The 21,785-nt window shown below is 50.1% G+C and carries 20 protein-coding genes; 8 read left to right on the forward strand and 12 right to left on the reverse strand.

Annotation, left to right across the window (positions count from 1 at the left end; all coding sequences use genetic code 11):
* Window positions 1–157: 157 nt before the first annotated feature.
* From FDX04_RS23865 to serB, 3 genes are all read right to left on the reverse strand, one after another.
* On the reverse strand, window positions 158–2,143 hold the full coding sequence (locus FDX04_RS23865) for a ligand-gated channel protein (protein ID WP_137371586.1): 1,986 nt from the start codon (window positions 2,141–2,143) through the stop codon (window positions 158–160).
* Between the two features lie 340 nt (window positions 2,144–2,483).
* Window positions 2,484–3,806, reverse strand: a complete 1,323-nt coding sequence (locus tag FDX04_RS23870; protein ID WP_137360783.1) for an MFS transporter — start codon at window positions 3,804–3,806, stop codon at window positions 2,484–2,486.
* Between the two features lie 30 nt (window positions 3,807–3,836).
* Window positions 3,837–4,724, reverse strand: coding sequence for a phosphoserine phosphatase SerB (gene serB, locus FDX04_RS23875; protein WP_137360784.1), 888 nt, complete (start codon window positions 4,722–4,724; stop codon window positions 3,837–3,839).
* 215 nt (window positions 4,725–4,939) lie between these two features.
* Between serB and FDX04_RS23880 the strand changes: the two genes are divergently transcribed.
* The gene (locus FDX04_RS23880) at window positions 4,940–6,322 is read left to right on the forward strand and encodes an L-serine ammonia-lyase (protein ID WP_137360785.1); all 1,383 of its coding nucleotides are present in this window, start codon (window positions 4,940–4,942) and stop codon (window positions 6,320–6,322) included.
* Window positions 6,300–6,689 carry a helix-turn-helix domain-containing protein gene (locus FDX04_RS23885; RefSeq protein ID WP_061382069.1) on the forward strand — a complete coding sequence of 130 codons (390 nt, stop codon included), beginning with the start codon at window positions 6,300–6,302 and terminating at the stop codon, window positions 6,687–6,689. The genes FDX04_RS23880 and FDX04_RS23885 overlap by 23 nt, the downstream gene beginning before the upstream one ends.
* On the opposite strand, the gene fghA is transcribed toward FDX04_RS23885, so the two are convergent.
* Window positions 6,690–7,526 carry an S-formylglutathione hydrolase gene (fghA, locus tag FDX04_RS23890; RefSeq protein WP_042307313.1) on the reverse strand — a complete coding sequence of 279 codons (837 nt, stop codon included), beginning with the start codon at window positions 7,524–7,526 and terminating at the stop codon, window positions 6,690–6,692.
* Window positions 7,527–7,845: 319 nt separating this feature from the next.
* Between fghA and folE the strand changes: the two genes are divergently transcribed.
* The 6 genes from folE to mglC all read left to right on the forward strand — a co-directional run bounded on the left by folE (window position 7,846) and on the right by mglC (window position 14,764).
* Window positions 7,846–8,514: a GTP cyclohydrolase I FolE gene (folE, locus tag FDX04_RS23895; RefSeq protein ID WP_003027410.1), complete on the forward strand. Its 669-nt coding sequence runs from the start codon at window positions 7,846–7,848 to the stop codon at window positions 8,512–8,514.
* A 14-nt stretch (window positions 8,515–8,528) separates the two neighbouring features.
* Window positions 8,529–9,686, forward strand: coding sequence for a DUF418 domain-containing protein YeiB (gene yeiB / locus FDX04_RS23900; RefSeq protein WP_137360786.1), 1,158 nt, complete (start codon window positions 8,529–8,531; stop codon window positions 9,684–9,686).
* A gap of 144 nt (window positions 9,687–9,830) precedes the next feature.
* Window positions 9,831–10,856, forward strand: a complete 1,026-nt coding sequence (galS, locus tag FDX04_RS23905; RefSeq protein ID WP_038641992.1) for an HTH-type transcriptional regulator GalS — start codon at window positions 9,831–9,833, stop codon at window positions 10,854–10,856.
* Between the two features lie 292 nt (window positions 10,857–11,148).
* Window positions 11,149–12,147 carry a galactose/glucose ABC transporter substrate-binding protein MglB gene (gene mglB, locus FDX04_RS23910; protein ID WP_006683804.1) on the forward strand — a complete coding sequence of 333 codons (999 nt, stop codon included), beginning with the start codon at window positions 11,149–11,151 and terminating at the stop codon, window positions 12,145–12,147.
* A 70-nt stretch (window positions 12,148–12,217) separates the two neighbouring features.
* Entirely contained in the window at window positions 12,218–13,738 is a 1,521-nt protein-coding gene (gene mglA, locus FDX04_RS23915) for a galactose/methyl galactoside ABC transporter ATP-binding protein MglA (protein WP_005129207.1), read from the forward strand.
* Between the two features lie 15 nt (window positions 13,739–13,753).
* A complete protein-coding gene (gene mglC, locus FDX04_RS23920; protein ID WP_003027393.1) occupies window positions 13,754–14,764 on the forward strand; it encodes a galactose/methyl galactoside ABC transporter permease MglC in 1,011 nt (336 codons plus the stop codon).
* A 56-nt stretch (window positions 14,765–14,820) separates the two neighbouring features.
* Here the strand turns inward: mglC and preA are convergent, their stop codons facing one another.
* The 8 genes from preA to FDX04_RS23960 form a co-directional block, all read right to left on the reverse strand.
* Entirely contained in the window at window positions 14,821–16,056 is a 1,236-nt protein-coding gene (gene preA, locus FDX04_RS23925) for an NAD-dependent dihydropyrimidine dehydrogenase subunit PreA (protein ID WP_137360787.1), read from the reverse strand.
* Window positions 16,050–17,291 carry an NAD(P)-dependent oxidoreductase gene (locus FDX04_RS23930; protein WP_137360788.1) on the reverse strand — a complete coding sequence of 414 codons (1,242 nt, stop codon included), beginning with the start codon at window positions 17,289–17,291 and terminating at the stop codon, window positions 16,050–16,052. Before FDX04_RS23930 ends, preA begins: the two co-directional genes overlap by 7 nt.
* 233 nt (window positions 17,292–17,524) lie before the next feature.
* The gene (locus FDX04_RS23935) at window positions 17,525–17,764 is read right to left on the reverse strand and encodes a DUF2542 family protein (protein ID WP_061382065.1); all 240 of its coding nucleotides are present in this window, start codon (window positions 17,762–17,764) and stop codon (window positions 17,525–17,527) included.
* A gap of 2 nt (window positions 17,765–17,766) precedes the next feature.
* Window positions 17,767–18,486, reverse strand: coding sequence for an outer membrane permeability protein SanA (gene sanA, locus FDX04_RS23940; RefSeq protein WP_137371587.1), 720 nt, complete (start codon window positions 18,484–18,486; stop codon window positions 17,767–17,769).
* Window positions 18,487–18,621: 135 nt separating this feature from the next.
* Window positions 18,622–19,506, reverse strand: coding sequence for a cytidine deaminase (gene cdd / locus FDX04_RS23945; protein WP_137371588.1), 885 nt, complete (start codon window positions 19,504–19,506; stop codon window positions 18,622–18,624).
* A 148-nt stretch (window positions 19,507–19,654) separates the two neighbouring features.
* Window positions 19,655–20,350 (reverse strand): CidB/LrgB family autolysis modulator, encoded by a 696-nt coding sequence (locus FDX04_RS23950; protein WP_038641977.1) that lies wholly within the window; start codon window positions 20,348–20,350, stop codon window positions 19,655–19,657.
* On the reverse strand, window positions 20,347–20,745 hold the full coding sequence (locus tag FDX04_RS23955; RefSeq protein WP_038641975.1) for a CidA/LrgA family protein: 399 nt from the start codon (window positions 20,743–20,745) through the stop codon (window positions 20,347–20,349). The genes FDX04_RS23950 and FDX04_RS23955 overlap by 4 nt, the downstream gene beginning before the upstream one ends.
* 122 nt (window positions 20,746–20,867) lie before the next feature.
* Window positions 20,868–21,776, reverse strand: a complete 909-nt coding sequence (locus FDX04_RS23960) for a LysR substrate-binding domain-containing protein (protein WP_061382064.1) — start codon at window positions 21,774–21,776, stop codon at window positions 20,868–20,870.
* Window positions 21,777–21,785 lie beyond the last annotated feature (9 nt).

Below are 21,785 nucleotides of genomic sequence, written 5' to 3' on the forward strand. Positions count from 1 at the left end.
GGTGAGCCTCCCTTGCACGTTCACGGGTATCTGTGATTCAGAGAAGTGATACCGCTGAGGTGAACGGAACCCCGTAGCGGAATAAAATGTTCTCCATACATGCTTAACTAACAGGCATTAGGCATTCACCTTGCCGGGGTTTTTTATTGCGCCAGACTTAGAAGCTGTAAGTCATGCCAACCGTATAACGACGACCATCGAGAACGGTGTCGTAGGTATCATAATCGATTTGCTTATCCAGCACGTTGTATACGCCAGCGGTCATCAACAGATCCCTTGTAGCATAGTAACGTAAACCGACATCGACCTGCGTATAGGATGGCGTTCCCTGTGCCATAGAGGTACGGCTCAGGTACTCAGACGTTTTCCCGCGCAGATTCAGACGGCTCCAGAAACCAAGATCCTGCGTGGCCTGCCAGTCCAGGGTGGTGTTAAACATATGCTTTGGCATTTTGTTTAATGGCTGGCCGGAGAACTGTCCGCTCTTCTGTTCAGATTCCGTGTAGGTGTAATTCGCCGTCCAGTTGACATCGGCGGTGATTTTCCAGCCGAAGGTGGATTCTACGCCGCGCATATTGGCTTTATCGACGTTCACGCGATCGCTGACGAAATCATAATGGATGCCACCGATGGTGCAGGCCGGGTCAGAACTGCTGTTACAGCGGCGTACTTCGGTAATTTTGTTTTTGAAGTCGGTATTGAACAGGGTCACGCCCGCGTTGAGATCGTTGCCGTTATCCCACAGTAAACCGATCTCTTCGCTCAGGCTTTTCTCGGGCTTCAGATCCGGGTTGCCAACAATGATCCCGTTCAGACGACCGCCGCCGGTGACCTGTCCCCAACTGGCAGAAGACTGACGCAGATCCGGAGCGCGATAGCCCGCAGATACGCCACCTTTTAACGTCCACTGATCGCTCAGATGCCAGACACCGTAACCGCGGGGTGTCCAGTTGTCACCGTAGTTTTCATCTTTATCCATACGCAGACCGCCGGTCAGCGCGAAGGTATCTGTAATAGCCCATTCGTTTTCAGCAAACAGCGCCCAGCTCCAGCGGGTCAGTTTGTTCAGTCCATCAGCAGCTTGCAACTGGTTGCCATTATCGCGCAGTTTCTCATAACGGTACTGTCCACCCACTGTCAGGGTGTGCGCCCCGAGGAAAATCTGGTTCTGATTGTTAAAGATGGTGTTGTAGGACTTCATCTGGCGACCAGGGTTGTCGGTCTCTTCCTGCTGGACATAGCTGGTGGAGTTGAAGTCGTCGTAATAGCCGCTATGGGTGAGTGAATATGTGGTGTGCACATACTTGCTTTCGCTTTTACTGTTGGGCTTACAGCTTCCATTGCGGCAGATTTCTTCAGCCTTGGATTTGCCCGGCGTACTGTCACGATCCTGCAGTTCACGTGCGTAATCGAAGTCGATGTCGTTTTTATCATCCGGCGTGAAGTTCAGGGTTAAACCCCCGTTACGCATACGCTGTTCGTTGTAGCCATTGAGGATTTCATCTTCGGCACGATGAGAGAATAATCCGGTCACCTTCGCACCGAGAAACCCGTCAATCAGCGGCCCGGACGCATAGGCATTGGTCTGGTAAATATCACCGGAATCTCTGTCTTCCTGGAAAGTGGCATCGCCATGCAAGGAGCCGGTCCAGGCTTTGGTATTCGACACTTTTTTGGTGATGACGTTGATAACGCCACCCATCGCATCGGAGCCGTAAAGCGATGACATTGGGCCACGGATGACTTCGATGCGTTCAATGGATTCCAGCGGCGGCAACCAGCCTTGTTCAATACCTGAGTTATCGCTGTTAGGTCGCGTGCCGCGTGTGCTGATGCGTTTGCCATTGACCAGGAACAGCGTGTATTGCGAAGCCATACCGCGAATACTGATATCGCTGCTGCTACCGCCACCGGTGACGACGACGCCAGGGACATCTTTTAGCGCATCGGTGACATCGCGATAGGCTTTGTCTTCAATCTGCTGCTTGGTAATAACAGATATCGACGCGGGGGCGTCCTGAATTTTCTGCTCGAAGCCGGTAGCGGTGACGACGACGGTGTCCTGTTCAGCGGCATGGCCGAGTGATGGGAGACTGGCGACGCATACTGCGGCAGCTACAGCCTTAACGTGAGGTATAGTCATTTGTATCATTCCATTTAAATGAATCAAACTGCGCGTCATGTGAAAGGCCATGACAATTGTATGTATTTGTCTTTTAAGGACTCTTTTCAGTAAAGAAGCGGTGGGATTGTACAAAAGTGAGAATTTTTGTAAACACAAATGATAATAGAAATCATTTGTGTTTGATATTGGTTGGATGGGAGTTGTTTTTAAATCAATAAGATAAGTTAAAAAGAAAAATGGAGAAAAAGTGAAGAAAGCGAGAATAATGAAGAGGGGAAATGTTTTTGATGCTTAAGAATGGCTTACGTTTTTGACTTAAGGACAGCGGCTATAACCCCGCTGTCCTGTTATGGCTGGCTTATAGCCGATGGAATTTGGCGAGTAAGGCCAGTGACAGCGTGGTTAACAGGATGGCGATCACGGCATACAGGTAAACACCAGACCACTCCCAGCTGTTCTTCACTAATATCACCGGTACGCCTGCTAATGCCGCGCCGACATAGCTAAATAATCCCCGGAAGCCGGTTATCGATCCCGCTGCGTCTTTATGAGTAACATCCAGACAACCTACGGCAAAAAGCATATGCGGGCCGTACAGGGCGAACCCCATGATGGTGAAAAGTATGGCCGTAATGGTATATGAAGTATCCTGTACCACTGGGATTAAGATAATACACACGCACAGCATTAAGGCGAATATTAGTCCTGTCATCCAGCGATTACTTTTAAACATAAAGTCCGATAAGTAACCCGCCAGTAGTCCTCCGGCAAGTCCGCCGGCTTCAAACCACGAGATAATAGAGTTGGCCTTAATCAGGCTCCAGCCATGTACCTGCGAATAGTAAATTTGCGGCCAGTCGTTGAGAATGGTGCGGGCAATATAAACAGACATATCGCCAATGATAATAATCCACACCAGCGGGTTAATCAGGATATATTTAACGAAAATCTGCCAAAAGGAGAGGTTGACCGGACTGGCCTTAACCTGGGCAAGTTCTGTCGGATCCTTGCGCCATTCGCCAACGTTAGGCAAACCTAAGGTCCCGGGACGGTCTTTAATCGTAAAGAGCGCAATGATCCCCATCAGCAGGGAGATCGCGCCCGGTACATAAAAACCCATTTTCCAACTGCCGCTCCAGACAATCGCAAAACTGGTCAACAGTGGGGCGAGACTGCCGCCGATATTATGCGCAGCTTCGACGACCGCCCACCAACGCCCGCGTTCATTTTTGGAAAACCAGGATGCCATGATCTTTGCCATTGGCGGAAAACTGGTGCCCTGGAGAATGGCGTTGAGGCTGTACAATACATAAAACGCGGCAACGCTGTCGGAAAAACCAAACAGAATATTGACGATCCCAACGCCAATGAGCACCGGGCCGGTCATGGCTTTCGGATTGATTTTATCAACCAGCATGCCGCCAACAAACTTCATTGACCCATACAGGATGTAAAACAGTGAAGACATGATGGCAAAATCTTCTGCGGTCAGAGCGGTATCAGACAACATTGCCGGCATGGCCGCTGAGAAGTTTTTACGCGTTAAATAAAAGACAGCGTAAGAGATAAAAACCGAGGTAATGATCTCTATCCTGAATTTTTTGTAAGTATGGTCAATCTCTTGTTTTTCTTTTACAACCGGCTTATCAGCCTGGCTGAATATAAACGATTTCAAGCTCATATGAGTTTCCCTTCAGGCAGTGCTCGTGGGTTATAATCCATCTTCGATGAAGAACAAAAGCGACTCGAATCCGTGAAAATTAATTTGATTTGTTATTAACTCTCTGACCGCCGGTTTAGCTTTCCAGGCAATACCCGTGCCTGCATATGTCAGCATGGGAATATCGTTAGCGCCATCACCGCAGGCGATAATATTATGCTGCGGTATCTGCAACGTTTCGGCGAGTCGCTCCAATGTTTTCTGTTTATTATCTGCATTCATGATGGGCGCAGCGATATTATCTGTCAGTTTACCGTCCCTGATTTCAACGGTATTAGAAAAAACATAATCCAGTTGATATTTTTCCTGTAACCTGCGAGTAAAAATGTCTAAACCACCAGAAATAATCGCCGTTTTAAATCCTTTCTGTTTGAGAATTGGCAAAATAGTGGTAATGCCGGGAGAAGCGGTCATTTGATCGCATACGGCATTAATCACATCGATATGGGTTCCTTTTAACATCCCGATGCGCCGGGTAAAGCTGCTATTGAAGTCCAGCTTTCCTTCCATCGCCTGCTTTGTCAGCTCTGCTATCTGTGCGGAGATGCCGAGCACGCGCGCAATTTCATCGACACCTTCTTCTTCGATAAATGTCGAGTCCATGTCGAATGCAATAATTCCTTTCGCTGGAATGATTTGCGGTTTAATGAAAAAATCAAACTGCTGAGCGAATGACGTGATCCGCAGTTTTTTATATATTTCATTTGTGAATGATTCATCTGGTATTGATAATTTAAAATATGATTTATTGATGTGCGTTATATGTGATTGTTCCAGTGTGCACTGATTTTCTTTTGTATCGCAATTTAGAAACGTTTCATGTAACCATACCTGAAGTTTTTCAGGTTCTTTTGCGCTAATAAAATAAATAATTGCCATAAAATCACTCCTGTAAGCTGACGTTATTGTAAGAGATGAGCGCGACGAGTGAATCCAGCTTTATCACAGATGTGAATGTTAAAAAAAAGATAAAATAGTATTGTTTTTTATACCAGCAAATATACAAAATCTGAAAAGTATCGTTTTTGATATATCACTCACGGTCTGTTTCTACTGGCGGCATATTCTATTGTGACCAACAGGATGAGGCTAAAATGGAAAGTTGTGTTGATATTTTTAAAGTCGCTATTGGGCCTTCGAGTTCAAGAACGGTAGGGCCAATGCGTGCTGCGTTTAACTTTATTTCTCAATTAAAGCAGCAGGAGATTTTGCCGCTGACGCGAAAAATTGAGGTTGAGCTATATGGTGCGCTCTCGTTAAGCCGCAAGTGCCATAACGTTGATGTCGCGATTTACCTGGGTTTGTTGGGCCATCAGCCAGATGATGTTGATTTACGTCAGCAAATGGAGGCCATTAAACGTGCTGAACAAAACGGTATTTTGCTGCTCTCTCCTTCAGTTGCCGTGACGGTGACGATTCTGGCTAATCAGCAACCGCATGCCGGTCATCCCTATGCGATGACGTTTCGCGCCCGGGATGATTATTTTACGTTGTATGAAGAAACATGGTTTTCAACCGGCGCCGGACAGGTTCGTAAACCCGGCGCGTCGACGCCCGAGACAGCGGCGCAAGAAAACGTATCTCCTTTTGCTTTTCAGCATGCGGCGCAGCTGCAGGATCTGTGTCAGCGCAATGGTTTATCCGTTGCGGCATTAATGATGAAAAATGAGTTACAGGTGCATTCCCAGGTGGCGTTGCATGACTATTTTGCGCACGTTTGGGTGATTATGCAGCAGGCCGTCCATCGCGGTCTGCATACTGAGGGGCTGTTGCCGGGGCCGTATCAGGTACCGCGCAGAGCCTGCGCGCTGCATAAATCACTGGTAATGAGACCCTCTGCTAACGACTTTCTCACCAACCTCAACTGGGTCAATGCCTTTGCGATTGCCGTCAGTGAGGAGAATGCCGCCGGTGGGCGGGTGGTGACCGCGCCGACCAATGGCGCGAGCGGAATCATCCCGGCGGTCCTTAGTTGGTACGATAAGTTTGTCTGTGAACTGGATAACGCGTCGGTTACCCGCTTTTTTCTTACCGCTGGCGCCATTGCGTTACTGTTCAAACAAAATGCATCTATTTTAGGTTCTGAGGTCGGGTGTCAGGGGGAGATCGGCGTGGCAAGTTCGATGGCGGCAGCCGGCTTAGCAGAACTGATGGGGGCCTCAGTCAGTCAGGTGCTGAGCGCTGCAGAAATCGCCATGGAACACCATTTAGGGCTTACCTGCGATCCGGTTGGTGGGCAGGTACAAATTCCCTGTGTCGAACGCAACGCGATTTCGTCAGTAAAAGCGATTAACGCCGCAACGATGGCGATAAGCCGCATCAGTGAGCCATGCGTTTCGCTCGATGAGGTGATTGCAGCCATGTATGAAACGGGTAAAGACATGAGCGCGAAATACCGTGAAACGTATCATGGCTGTCTGGGAAAAATTCAGCCCAGAAAACGGAGAGGGTGGCATGAAATATCACACCATGAATAATGATGAAATCATCTTGTCATTATGCGCGCGTATCCGGGAAACGCGGATTACTCTGGCGCTGACCCAGCAGCAGTTTGCCGACAGCGCTCAGGTGGGGATTGCCACCATTAAACGTATTGAGAAAGGTGGGGGATTGAATCTCGATACGCTTATCTCCCTGCTGCGGGCGCTGAATAAACTGCATCATCTGGATGCAATCTTATTCGAGTCTGAAGTACGGAATTTTAGTGAAGGACATGAGGGAAGTGAGAGTACGTCGCGATTACAGGTACGCCAACAGGCAGCCGATTTAAATCGCAAAGCGTCCGCGCCGCAGTCAGAAGAGATAAGCTACAGCGCGGCAATAGAAAACACTCTGTATTGGTGATCACTTCAGCAAATACTGAGCATGGAAGCGCAGGTGATCCTCAATAAACGACGCAATAAAGTAATAGCTGTGATCGTAACCCGGCTGGATACGTAACGTCATTGGCCATGCGGTCTGACGTGCCGTTTCTGCCAGTACCGCGGGCTGTAGCTGATCGGCAAGAAACTGATCGCTGTCTCCTTGATCGATAAGCGTCGGAATCGCATCTTCGGGCCTGCTGGCCAACATTAACGCGCAGCTATCCCACTCGGTCCACTGCGATTTATCTTCACCCAGATAAGCGCTAAAAGCCTTCTCGCCCCACGGAACGCGGCAAGGATTAACGATGGGGGCAAAAGCGGAGATGCTGGTGTATTTCCCCGGATTTTTCAGCGCCATAATCAACGCCCCGTGGCCACCCATGGAGTGTCCGCTGATGGCGCAACGATCGCTGACGTTAAACTGCGACTGAATCAGGGCCGGAAGCTCATCACGCAGATAGTCATACATGCGAAAATGAGTTGCCCACGGCTGCTGGGTGGCATTGAGGTAAAATCCAGCACCCTGACCTAAATCGTAGCCATCATCGTTGGCAACGTGATCGCCGCGCGGACTGGTATCTGGCATCACCAGCACAATACCCAGCTCAGCCGCGACACGTTGCGCGCCCGCTTTGGTGGTAAAGTTTTCGTCATTGCAGGTCAGGCCCGACAACCAGTACAGCACCGGAGGCGGGGTATTCTCACGAGGTGGGGGAAGAAAGATGCTGAAGGTCATAGCGCAATTTAACGTGGCGGAGTTGTGACGCCAGCGTTGCTGCCAGCCTTCAAAACAGCGGTGCTCTTCAAGCATTTCCATGCGTGGCTCCTTGTTGTGTTGAACCTGAATATGTTTGCGAATTCACCATAATACAGATTATTCATTGTACTGTGAGTAACTTTCACTTCCGCATTGGGCAAACATACTCCATCATCTATATAACTTTACATTAACACTCCACATCGTCGGGCTGAACGCTACGTGAATTTGGTACGCTGAAAGGCTGTGCCAATTTCAATAATTATCGCGGTGAATACTGGATTATGTGTGCCGCCTCACGCACAATGTTCTGGCTGACACAGCCTAAAAACTTTGCCCCATGCAGGGCAGAGGCGCCACACCTGCAGGAGAAAAAGAAATGTCATCACTCAGTAAAGAAGCGGCTTTGGTTCATGAAGCGCTGGTCGCGCGTGGTCTCGAAACACCACTACGCCCGCCCGTGCAGGAGATGGATAACGAAACGCGCAAACGTCTTATCTCAGGCCATATGACCGAGATTATGCAATTGCTCAATCTCGATTTGAGCGATGACAGTTTGATGGAAACTCCGCATCGCATTGCGAAAATGTATGTCGATGAGATTTTCTCCGGTCTCGATTACGCCAACTTCCCGAAAATCACCGTCATTGAAAACAAAATGAAGGTGGACGAGATGGTTACGGTCCGCGATATCACGCTGACCAGCACCTGCGAGCACCACTTTGTCACTATCGATGGTAAAGCGACGGTGGCGTATATCCCGAAAGATTCAGTCATTGGCCTGTCGAAGATCAACCGCATTGTGCAGTTCTTTGCGCAGCGACCGCAGGTGCAGGAGCGTCTGACCCAGCAAATTCTCACCGCGCTGCAAACGCTGCTCGGGACGAATAATGTCGCGGTGTCGATTGATGCGGTGCATTACTGCGTGAAAGCGCGCGGCATTCGCGATGCGACCAGCGCGACCACCACCACATCTCTGGGCGGATTGTTTAAGTCCAGCCAGAACACGCGTCAGGAATTCCTGCGCGCAGTACGTCATCACAACTGATTAAGGCAGGGGCCATGGAGCGTAATGTCACGCTGGATTTTATTCGTGGCGTCGCCATTCTTGGCATCCTGCTTCTCAATATTAACGCCTTTGGTCTGCCAAAGGCGGCATACCTCAATCCCGCCTGGTATGGCAATATCACCTTAACCGACGCCTGGAGCTGGGCGGTGCTTGATCTCTTCGCTCAGGTCAAGTTTCTCACGCTGTTTGCATTGCTGTTTGGAGCAGGGCTGCATATGCTGCTCCCGCGCGGCAAACGCTGGATCCAGTCACGGCTTACGCTGCTGGTGCTGTTGGGGTTTATTCACGGGTTACTCTTCTGGGACGGCGATATCCTGTTGGCGTATGGCTTAATTGGTCTGATTTGCTGGCGGTTGATTCGCGATGCCCCTTCGGTAAAAAGCCTGTTTAACACCGGCGTCCTGCTTTATCTGGTGGGGATTGGCGTGCTGCTGCTGCTGGGCGTTATCTCTGGGGGGGAAACCAGTCGAGCCTGGACGCCGGATGCCTCAGCTTTGCTGTATGAAAAATACTGGAAAGTGAATGGCGGTCTGGAAGCGGTCAGCAATCGCGTGGATATGATGTCCAATAGCTTGCTGGCACTGGGCGCGCAGTACGGCTGGCAACTGGCAGGGATGATGCTGCTTGGCGCAGCATTAATGCGCAGCGGCTGGCTGAAAGGGCAGTACAGTTTACAGCATTATCGACGTACCGGTGTACTGTTGGTCATTGTTGGGATGGCGATTAACCTGCCTGCTATTATCATTCAGTGGCATCTGGACTGGGCCTACCGCTGGTGTGCTTTCCTGTTACAAGCCCCCCGCGAGCTGGGAGCGCCGTTGCAGACTATCGGCTACGCCGCGCTGATGTTTGGCTTCTGGCCGCAGCTGAGCCGGCAAAAGTGGGTGATTGCCATCGCCTGCGTGGGACGTATGGCATTAACCAACTATCTGTTGCAAACCTTAATTTGCACCACGCTGTTTTATCAATTCGGCTGGTTTATGAAATTTGATCGGCTGGAGCTGCTCTGTTTTGTCATTCCTGTCTGGGCCGTTAATCTTCTTTTCTCCGTCATTTGGCTGCGTTTTTACCGGCAGGGCCCGGTAGAGTGGCTATGGCGTCAATTAACCCTGCGTGCTTCAGGGACATCATTACCACGTACATCCAGATAACGATCTGGATCACATTCATTAACAAAATGGATGTAAGCGCTTTCATTCCTGTGACATCACTCACGCAGTCCGTTTCATTGTGCTGACAAAATACCCAGCCTGGGGTGTCTGTGGCTAACCGCAATCTAAAACAGGGCAGTGAATATGGTAACCATCCGTGATGTGGCACGACAGTCTGGCGTATCTGTAGCGACCGTTTCCCGCGTACTGAACAACAGTGCGCTGGTGAGTCCCGACACGCGTGAAGCGGTGATGAAAGCAGTCACTCAGTTAGGCTATCGACCTAACGCCAATGCGCAGGCGCTGGCGACACAGGTAAGTGACACCATTGGTGTGGTGGTGATGGATGTGTCAGATGCGTTTTTTGGCGCGCTGGTTAAAGCTGTCGATATGGTTGCCCAGCAGCATCAGAAATATGTCCTGATTGGCAATAGCTATCATGAGGCTGAAAAAGAACGTCATGCTATTGAGGTTTTGATTCGCCAACGCTGTAACGCTCTGATCGTTCACTCTAAAGCGCTCAGCGATCGGGAGCTGGCAGAGTTTATGGATCAGATCCCCGGCATGGTGCTGATCAATCGCCTTGTGCCGGGTTACGCCCACCGCTGCGTCTGCCTGGATAATATCAGCGGCGCCAAAATGGCGACCCGCATGCTGCTGAATAATGGTCATCAACGAATTGGTTACCTGGCATCAAGCCATCGTATTGAAGATGATGCGATGCGCAAAGAAGGGTGGTTATCGGCCCTGAAAGAGCAAGGGATTGATGCGGCGGAAAGCTGGATCGGTACCGGTTCGCCAGATATGCAGGGCGGAGAGTCTGCGATGGTGGAGCTGCTGGGGCGCAACTTGCAACTGACGGCGGTCTTCGCCTACAACGACAACATGGCAGCTGGCGCACTGACTGCGTTAAAAGACAATGGAATCGCCATCCCATTACATCTTTCTATCATTGGCTTCGATGATATTCCCATTGCGCGTTACACCGATCCACAACTGACAACCGTGCGCTATCCCATCGCCTCAATGGCAAAAATGGCGACGGAGCTTGCGCTGCAAGGCGCGGCGGGCACGCTAGATCCTGCGGCGTCGCATTGCTTTATGCCGACGCTGGTGCGTCGTCATTCTGTGGCATTGCGGCAGAATGCGGCACCGATCACTAACTCATAAAGTCGAGCTATGTAACCGCTTTCAATATGTGAGTAAATTCACAGTATATTAACAATGTGATGGCTATGATGACACTGTTTGTTGCGCTGTAACTACTATGTAACGGTGAATAATCACTTTCACCGAGGTATTGGTGCCTTAAACAAAAATTAAAGCCAGTTTTTGGAGCGTTGCCAGGCACGGAAGAATTATTTTTAAAAGTGAGCTTCGGCGTTCAGTAACACTTCAGTAACGTTCTGCCTGCCGAGCATTTATCTCAAGTACTACCCTGCATAATAAAACCGGAGATACCATGAATAAGAAGGTGTTGACCCTGTCTGCTGTAATGGCAAGCATGTTATTCGGCGCGGCTGCGCACGCTGCTGATACCCGCATTGGTGTGACGATTTATAAGTACGACGATAACTTTATGTCTGTGGTACGTAAGGCTATTGAAAAAGATGCCAAAGCGGCGCCTGACGTACAATTGCTGATGAATGACTCGCAGAACGACCAGTCCAAACAAAACGACCAGATCGACGTATTGCTGGCAAAAGGCGTTAAAGCACTGGCGATTAACCTGGTTGACCCGGCAGCTGCAGGCACGGTAATTGAAAAAGCACGCGGTCAGAACGTGCCGATCGTGTTCTTCAACAAGGAACCTTCTCGTAAAGCGCTGGACAGCTATGACAAAGCGTATTACGTCGGCACTGACTCTAAAGAGTCTGGCATTATTCAGGGTGATTTGATTGCAAAACACTGGGCTGCTAACCCGAACTGGGATCTGAATAAAGACGGTAAAATCCAGTTTGTTCTGCTGAAAGGCGAACCGGGACACCCGGATGCTGAAGCACGTACCACTTACGTGATCAAAGAGCTGAACGACAAGGGCATTAAAACTGAGCAACTGCAGTTGGATACCGCGATGTGGGATACCGCTCAGGCGAAAGATAAGATGGATGCGTGGATGTCCGGTCCGAACGCTAACAAAATTGAAGTGGTTATCGCCAACAACGATGCGATGGCGATGGGCGCAGTTGAAGCACTGAAAGCGCACAACAAAACCAGCGTACCGGTATTTGGCGTGGATGCGCTGCCTGAAGCGCTGGCCCTGGTGAAATCCGGCGCCATGGCCGGTACCGTGCTGAACGATGCCAACAACCAGGCGAAAGCGACTTTCGATTTGGCGAAAAACCTGGCTGATGGCAAAGGCGCAGCAGACGGCACTAACTGGAAAATTGACAACAAAATTGTTCGCGTTCCGTACGTCGGTGTCGATAAAGATAATCTGGCTGAGTTCACTAATAAATAAATCTCCGTCTGTGGGCGCAATTTCATTGCGCCCTTAATAACGCGCTTTGCAAGGCCAACAAGGTATATTTATGGTCAGCACACATACTCAGTCGTCAGGCGAATACTTGTTGGAAATGACCGGCATCAACAAGTCTTTTCCCGGCGTTAAGGCTCTTGATAATGTTAATTTAAAAGTCCGCCCACATTCGATTCACGCCTTAATGGGCGAGAATGGCGCGGGGAAATCCACATTATTGAAATGTCTTTTCGGTATCTATCAAAAAGATTCCGGTAGTATTTTATTTCAGGGTAAAGAAATCGATTTTCATTCGGCGAAAGAGGCGCTTGAAAATGGTATTTCGATGGTGCACCAGGAATTAAACCTGGTATTACAACGTTCCGTGATGGACAACATGTGGCTGGGGCGCTATCCCACTAAAGGTATGTTTGTCGATCAGGAAAAAATGTACCGTGATACCAAAGCGATATTTGATGAGCTGGATATTGATATCGATCCGCGGGCGCGCGTCGGTACATTATCCGTTTCACAAATGCAGATGATCGAAATTGCCAAAGCCTTCTCCTATGATGCCAAAATTGTCATTATGGATGAGCCGACTTCATCGTTAACCGAGAAAGAAGTTAATCATCTGTTCACCATTATTCGTAAGCTGAAAGAGCGTGGATGCGGTATCGTTTATATTTCTCACAAAATGGAAGAAATCTTCCAACTGTGTGATGAAATTACCGTACTGCGCGACGGGCAGTGGATCGCAACCCAGCCGCTGGAAGGGCTGGATATGGACAAGATCATCGCCATGATGGTTGGACGTTCGCTGAACCAACGTTTTCCTGATAAAGAAAACAAACCTGGTGAAGTGATTCTGCAAGTGCGTAACCTGACCTCGCTGCGTCAGCCGTCGATTCGTGATGTCTCGTTTGATTTGCACAAAGGGGAAATCCTCGGGATTGCCGGTCTGGTAGGCGCAAAACGTACTGATATCGTTGAAACGCTTTTTGGTATTCGTGAGAAATCATCGGGTACGATTACGTTACACGGCAAAAAAATTAATAACCACAGCGCCAATGAAGCCATCAATCATGGCTTTGCACTGGTCACGGAAGAGCGCCGCTCAACCGGTATTTATGCGTATCTGGACATTGGTTTTAACTCGTTAATCTCCAATATCCAAAACTATAAAAATAAAGTCGGCCTGCTGGATAATTCCCGCATGAAGAGCGATACCCAATGGGTGATTGACTCCATGAGGGTGAAAACGCCGGGCCATCGTACGCAAATCGGTTCACTTTCCGGGGGGAATCAGCAAAAGGTGGTTATTGGCCGCTGGCTATTAACACAGCCAGAAATCCTGATGCTGGATGAACCTACCCGTGGTATCGATGTCGGTGCAAAATTTGAAATTTATCAGTTGATTGCCGAACTCGCGAAAAAAGATAAGGGGATTATTATTATTTCCTCTGAAATGCCGGAGCTGCTGGGTATTACCGATCGTATTCTGGTAATGAGCAATGGTCTCGTTGCCGGAATTGTTGACACTAAAACGACAACGCAAAACGAAATCCTCCGTCTTGCGTCTTTGCACCTTTAAGATTAGGGGCTCCTCATGAGTGCGTTAAATAAGAAAAGTTTTCTTACTTACCTGAAAGAAGGCGGAATTTACGTTGTTCTTTTGGTTTTGCTGGCAATTATTATTTTCCAGGATCCCACTTTCTTAAGTTTACTCAACCTGAGTAATATTCTGACTCAGTCCTCGGTGCGTATTATTATCGCATTGGGTGTTGCGGGACTGATTGTTACGCAAGGGACAGACCTGTCGGCAGGGCGTCAGGTTGGTCTGGCGGCAGTGGTGGCGGCAACCTTACTGCAGTCGATGGAGAACGCCAACAAGGTATTCCCGGAAATGGCGACGATGCCGATCATCGTGGTGGTGCTGATTGTCTGCGTCATCGGTGCGATTATCGGTCTGGTGAACGGTATCATCATCGCGTATCTGAACGTGACGCCGTTTATTACCACGTTGGGTACGATGATCATCGTCTACGGGATCAACTCCCTGTACTACGATTTTGTCGGCGCATCGCCAATTTCTGGCTTTGACAGCGGATTCTCAACCTTTGCGCAGGGCTTTATCGCGCTGGGCAGCTTCCGACTCTCTTATATCACTTTCTATGCGCTGATTGCCGTGGCCTTTGTGTGGGTGCTGTGGAACAAGACCCGCTTCGGTAAAAACATTTTTGCTATCGGCGGTAACCCAGAGGCGGCGAAAGTGTCTGGCGTGAACGTCGCGCTGAACCTGCTGATTATCTATGCGTTGTCTGGTGTGTTCTATGCCTTCGGTGGTTTGCTGGAAGCGGGACGTATCGGCTCGGCGACCAACAACCTCGGTTTTATGTATGAGCTGGATGCGATTGCGGCGTGTGTGGTTGGCGGCGTGTCGTTTAGCGGTGGGGTAGGGACCGTCTTCGGCGTGGTGACCGGTGTGATTATCTTTACCGTCATCAACTACGGTCTGACTTACATCGGCGTTAACCCATACTGGCAGTACATTATTAAGGGCGGCATCATCATCTTCGCGGTGGCGCTCGACTCACTGAAGTACGCGCGTAAGAAGTAACGATAAAATGCCAAAAAGCCGGTGCAGCGCAATCTGCACCGGCTTTTTTGTCAGCGTTATAATGTTAACGCGTGCTCTTGCTCTCCGGGTTTAAATTTTACTTCACCCAGGTCGATACAGGCGACCGGGCAAACGTGGCCGCACAGCAAGCATCCCACACATTTTTCCGTGTCACAGTGTGGGGTGCGGGTTTGCTCATTCCATTCCATCGCCTGATGCCCGCCGTCATAACAGGAAATGTAGCAGCGTCCACAGCCAACGCATTTATCGAGATGGATGTTCGGGTAGACGATGTAGCTACGGTCAAGATCTTCTGCGGGGATGATATTGGCATTGGCAAGGCCCACCATCTCCTCCAGTGAGTCAAACCCTTGATCGGCGAGGTAATGCGACAGCCCGCTGATCATGTCCTCCACAATCCGATAACCATACTGCATTATCCCGGTGGTCACCTGCAGCGTGGCCGCGCCTAACAGTAAAAACTCGGCGGCATCTTCCCAGGTTTCAATTCCCCCGATGCCGCTAATCGGGAAATCGCGCAGTTCAGGGTGCATGCGCAGTTGCTGAATAAATCGCAGGGCGATAGGTTTTACGGCCTTGCCGGAGTAGCCGGAAATACTGGATTTACCGTTGACGACGGGCATCCCAATTTTCCGGTTCAGATCGATATTGGTGATGGATTTAACCGTATTGATGGTCGCGATACCGTCGGCGCCACCGCGTTTTGCCGCCAGCGCGACCTCACACATATCACCGATATTCGGTGTCATTTTAGCCAGCATCGGCAGGGAAGAGCCGCGTTTAACTGCCCGACAATATTTTTCGACCAGCTCAGGGCTTTGCCCAACATCGCTCCCCATGGCATGTGAGGTCATTTGCGGGCAAGAGAAGTTGCATTCGATCATGTCTGCACCCGCCTCTTCGACCAGCCGGGCCAGCTCCTGCCACTGCTGTTCATTTTCGCCCATGATCGATGCAATCAGGACCTTGTCAGGGTAGTCCTGCTTCAGTCGGCGGATCGCGGCCAGATTCTCCTCCAGCGGATGCTCGGCAATTTGCTCCATATTTTTGAAGCCAACAAAGCCGGTATCTTCTTTGGTCAGATGGTCAAAACGTGGGGAGACTTCATTCGCAATAAAGAAACCGATGGTTTTAAAAACAATCCCGCCCCAGCCGGTATCATAGGCTTTGGCGCACATGTCATAGCAGTTGCCCACCGGAGAAGAAGAGAGGCAGAACGGGTTGGGGAATTTGACGCCGCAAAAAGTAATAGAAAGATCTTTCGTTAACATGAGCAAGCTCCCTCTAAGTAGTGATGAATGGCCTGAGCGGCTTCTTTTCCGGTTTTCACGGCGTAAACCACCGTTTTATCGCCTTTTACGATATCGCCCGCGGCAAACAAAGCGGGATCGGCGGTTTGATAATTATGCGTGTCGATAAGATTGCGCTGTGGTTTTAACGCGGCGAAATTTTCAAGCTGAGCATGCTGGCCGACGGCAAGAATAATATGTTCGGCTTCAAGCGTCAGTTCTCCCGGCAAGCGTACGTGTTTAAAAGTAACCCGATTTCCGCTAACCGCCACAGGCGTGAAACCGTCAATAATCGATACCCCTAACGCTTGTGTGCTGCTGAACTCTTTATCGCTGGCTGGGAAATCGGCCAGTTCTTCACGGGCGACACAGGTAACTGACGGACAGCCCAGCAGTTTCAACGTGCTGGCGACATCCATCGCGACATCGCCGCCGCCGATGATCAATGCGCTTTGCGCGACGGTAATATCGCCGCTGGTTTGCCGGGCTCGTTGCAGAAAATCGACGGCAATTTCAACGTGATTGGCCTTCTCAAACAGCGGTAACGTTGAACCGTAAGACATCCCTACGGTAACCAGTACGGCGCGGTATTCTGTTTTGAGTTGCTCAACGGAAAGGGCATCGCCGACTTCACAATTGCATTTGATGGTTACGCCCATCTCAACGATACGAGCAATTTCGTTATCTAAAACAGCATGTGGCAGACGAAACTCTGGAATGCCATAGCGCAACCAGCCACCAGGTTGGGCCTGCTTTTCATAGATAGTGACGTCATAGCCCAAATTGCTCAGCGTTACGCTGGCTTGTAATCCGGCCGGGCCTGCGCCAATGATGGCGATCTTGCCCTGTGTTTTTGTGGCGGGCTGATAAATTTTCATTGCGGTCTGCTGCTCAAAGTCGGTAATAAAGCGTTGCAGACGTGCAATATCAATCGGCTTATCAATGCCTGAGCGTGTACACCCGCGTTGGCACAACTTTTCGGTTGGGCATACCCGGGCGCATACTGCCCCAAGTGCATTATTTTCACGAATAGTTTCGGCTGCACCCTTAAAATTACGAAAATAAATGGAGCGAATAAATTTTCCCGGGTCAGTTTGCGCCGGACAATCCTGGCTACAGGGGGCGTCGTGACATAATAAACAGCGGGAAGCCTCTTTTATGGCTAATAATGGAGTAAAAGCAGGCGTGAGCTCATCCAGATAATTTTGTTGTGGCATATTTTCTTCCTTAATGCGTGAGTAAATTAAGGCAAACCGTTAATAACAAAATATAAAAATTGAAAGGCTATTCTTAAGGCTAAGCACTGCAGGAAGAGTATTCTGTGAAAGGATTCACAAATAGAAGAGTGATGGCGGGAAATGCTGACGGGCAGCATTAATCCCTTACTTTGAAATGGTAACCGTTATCATAATATTAGCTATTCTCAAACACTAATATAAAGATAATATCTTTATCGATAAAAAATTAAGTAAATAACCATACCGAAGGATAAACATCCGCATCCGGCATAAACCAACACATAGGACCAAAATTGCAGGGGTTCTTGATTGCGATAAGCGTATACCGGTTCGCGTGCATTTTTCTTAATTTTATCTACGGCCCCGGTGCGCCAACCTTTCCAGGCCTCACGGAAACAAAACACAGGAATGAGCAGAAAGGCCAACACGACGAAGAGGGTTTGTACATCCATGCTTATTTTCCTTGTTTCTTTTGCAATTCGAGTAATTGTTCAGGCGTAACCGCTGGATACCCCTGCGCATCGTCGGGTACCTGATGCATGGTAGGGATGGGCACCAGTGGGCCTAAAAAACGGGGTTCACGTTTAAAAATATAGAGATCGGCGAGTGCGCCAAAACGCGCGCCGAATTCGCGTACCCGCACGGTAAGCATATCTTTTGGTGAAGGTACCGCATAGCACTGGGCCTGAATGCCCATATGTAGCGCAATAAACAAGGCGCGTTCACAGTGGAATCGCTGAGTAATAATGATGAAATCGTTGGTATCGAATACCTTACGGGTACGCTCGATGGAGTCGAGTGTACGGAACCCGGCGTAATCAAGCACAATGTCAGCCGGATCGACGCCTGCGGCAATCAGATCCTTACGCATCGTCATGGGTTCGTTATAGCTTTGCTGCGCGTTGTCGCCGCTCAGCAGCAGATAGTTAACCTTGCCGCTGTTATAGGCGTTCAATGCGCCCTGAATACGGTAGCGGTAATACTGGTTGATAACGCCGGTTCGATAGTATTTTGCCGTACCCAAGACCACACCGACCTGGCGGTAGGGTAAATCCTGTAATTCGTCGTAGATATAGGGGGCAGTCTTCCAGCTCATCCATCTGTCGAGTCCAAGCACAGTCAACAGCAGCAGGCCTGACAGGACTAACAGGCTGTAAAACACGCGCTTTAACATGCAGAAAACTCGTTATTTGGGTGGAATTTCAATCAGGCTACTGTACCGGAAGACGTAGCGCAAGAAACAGCAGTCTGATTGAGGGGATTTTAGTCACTGTAACCCGGTTAGCGCAGCGCCACCGGGCTTTATGATTTAACTGAGCAGCACGCGCTCAATCTTGTTGCAGCCCAGCGCGTTCAGGGTGGCGGAGGTCGCATCCCACTGGATCAACGGCGCATCGGCTTTTTCAGCCAGCACCGCGCGCTGAATGTCCGGATAGTCGTAACCGTTCAGACTCAACAGGTTTAACGCGCCTTGCAGCGGCGGGAGGGTGGGGTTAAAGGCGGCGTTTTCAGCATAGCTACCACTAAAAATGCGCCCGTCTTTACACTCGAGCGCCACGCCGCTTGGCGATTTGCTGTATGGCATATGGCATCTGTTGGCGGCGGTAATTGCCGCCTGGGTCAGCGCGTCGCCCTGCAGCGCAAAGCCGTGATCCTGTTCGTCCATCAGTAACGTTTTGATGTCGAGATCTTTTGGCCCGAACGCGTCCGGGAGATAGTCGCGCAGTGCGTGTGGTTCGCGCCCCGGCAGATGAATGCGTAAATCCAACCCGCTGTTCAGTTCATTCATAAACTGGCGGCAGTGGCCGCAAGGGGTGTAGTTAACGGTGATGGCGGCGAGGCCTTTTTCACCGCGCAGCCAGGCGTGGCTGATGGCACTTTGCTCGGCATGAACGGTTTGCTGCATTGTTGCGCCCAGGAACTCCATGTTGCCACCGAAGTACCAGGTGCCGCTAATGCCGCGAGAGATCGCGCCCACGTTGAAGTTGGAAAGCGGGGTACGTGCGCAGGCCGCAGCCAGCGGCAGCAGAGCGAATGCCAGCGCGTCTTCGTCCAGTCCCGATTCGCGTTTCAGCAAAGAGACCTGCTCAGCAGTCAGCATGGCGGGGAAATGCGTATCCGCCAGAACAGGGGCCAGGGCTGATTGCAAGTTATCCGCGAGTTGGGCAAAAGCAGTTTGAAAACGTGGATGCATGGCGATGCCTCATAACAATGTAATGGAATCGTAGTTTACGGGCCTGTTACGGCTTTATATGTGATCCAAATCTCATTGTGCGTGCAACTTATGAAACTTAAATGAAAAATGTGCAACGCATCGCAAATAAATAACCAAAAAGTGAAGGTTAGCCGACCACTGCCAGAATAACCGGGAACAGGAACGGGGCGACCAACGAGGTGATAATGCCGCAAATGACCAGCGCCAGAGAGCTAAACGCCCCTTCCTGATAATCCAGTTCTGCGCAACGCGCGGTTCCCAGGGCGTGCGAAGCGGTACCCATTGCCAGTCCTCGCGCGGCCTTCGTGCGAATGCGCATCGCATTCAGTAAAGTATGACCAAATACCGCCCCGAGAATGCCGACGAAAATGACGCACACCGCGCTGATGGCCGGAATGCCACCAATACTGCCTCCCACCGCCATAGCAATAGGTGTGGTGACCGATTTCGGCATGATTGACGCAGCAATTTCCGGTGATGCGCCCATCAACAGGGCGATTGTTGTGCCGGTAACCATCGCCACGACGCTCCCGGCAAAGCAGATAGCGATTATCGATTTCCAGCGCGCGCGAATTTGGTGCAGCTGTTCGTATAACGGATAGGCCAGTGCGACCACGGCAGGTTGCAGTAAATCGTTCAGCACCTCGCTGCCTTTGAAATAGTGATCGTAGGGAATTCCGGTCAGCATCAGAATGGGAATAATCACCACCATCGCGACCAGCAGCGGATTCAGCAGCGGCATTTTAAAGCGTGCTGCCAGCTTACGTGCGCCAAAGAATACTGCGAGAGTAAGGGGTAACGACCACCAGATATACGTCATCATTCTTTCGAACCTTTTTGGCCAACAATTTTGCGTTCACCGTGTACAAGGTGTGAGCTCCAGCTCACCACGAGGAAAACAACCAGCGTACTGATGGTGCATGACACCACCACCGGGCCAAATTGTGCGCGGAGCAAATCAAAGTACTGCATGATCCCCACGCCAATCGGGACAAATAACAGGGCCATATAGCGAATCAGGACATAACAGCCGGGATTAACCCATTTTGCCGGTAATACCTGCAATGCCAGTAAGACAAACAGAATCAGCATGCCGATGATGCTGCCCGGAATCGTGATCGGCAGCAGCGAAGCGATAAAAATACCTGCATAGAGGCAGGCATAGATTAGGACGAATGCGCGCAAATATTGCCAGATAATGTTCAGTGATTTGCTCATAATTGAAACCCTTGACGAGACTTATTCATCATACAATTAAACTTCAAAACGTGCTACCGATCACATCATGAATTCTAAGCATAGAGGAAATAGACATCTGGAACATTGCGCAAATGACTGCGCTAAACCTGCGCCAGGTAATACAAAAAGCGATTCAGGGCGGTGGTGGGCGTTTCATTGTTGCGCCAGAATACGCCTACGCTGCCTTTTTGTTCAATCTTCGGCAGATTCAGGATAGCCAACTGTCCCTGGGCGGCATAACGCTGTGCCAGACGCAGAGAAAGAATAGAAACCATGTCGCTACTTTGCAGCAGGTTGGTGCTGACGTTTATCGACGCTGATTCAATGGTGTTTTCCGGCAGCATTACGCCATTATCGACCAGCGCGTTGTCAATGCTAATCCGAATGGGGGTGCCTGTCGGCCAGACAATCCAGCGCCAGTTAGCCAGATCGTTCCAGGTGAGCAGGGGATATTTTGCCAGCGGATGGTCGGGGCGGGCGACAAAACAGACCGGCTCGGTATACAGCACCTGGTAATTGAGCGGCAACTGGAGCGCCCGGCCGCCAACGCGACCGACGACGACATCCACTGAACCCGCCAGAAGATCGTGCAGTAACGGGGTCATCACTTTCTCTTCAATATTGAGATGCAAAGTGGGTAGCTCCGTAAGCAAACCCAGTATTGCTTGTGAAACGCAGTCGGTCGCCACCGGCGAGCAGCCAATCTTCAGGCTTCCCACCAGACCGCCTTGCTTGAAACGGGCAATTTCATACTGCGAACGCTCCATATCATTGATCAGGCGCTGAGCATGCTGCAGTAACAGCTTGCCGCCTTCGGAAGGACGCAAGCCTTTGCTGTGACGTTCAAAGAGCGTGATGCCAATCTCATCTTCGAGCTGTGATAACCATTTGGACAATGCAGGCTGGGTGATATTCATCATCCGGGCGACGTGAGTCAAATTTCCCTGTTCCCCTAGCGCGACCAGCGTTTGCAGGTGTTGCAACTTTAGTTTCTGTGCCCAGTTAGCCATTTGCTATAA

It is taken from the genome of Citrobacter sp. wls615 (assembly GCF_005281355.1).
GTDB classification, from domain to species: Bacteria; Pseudomonadota; Gammaproteobacteria; order Enterobacterales; family Enterobacteriaceae; genus Citrobacter; species Citrobacter werkmanii.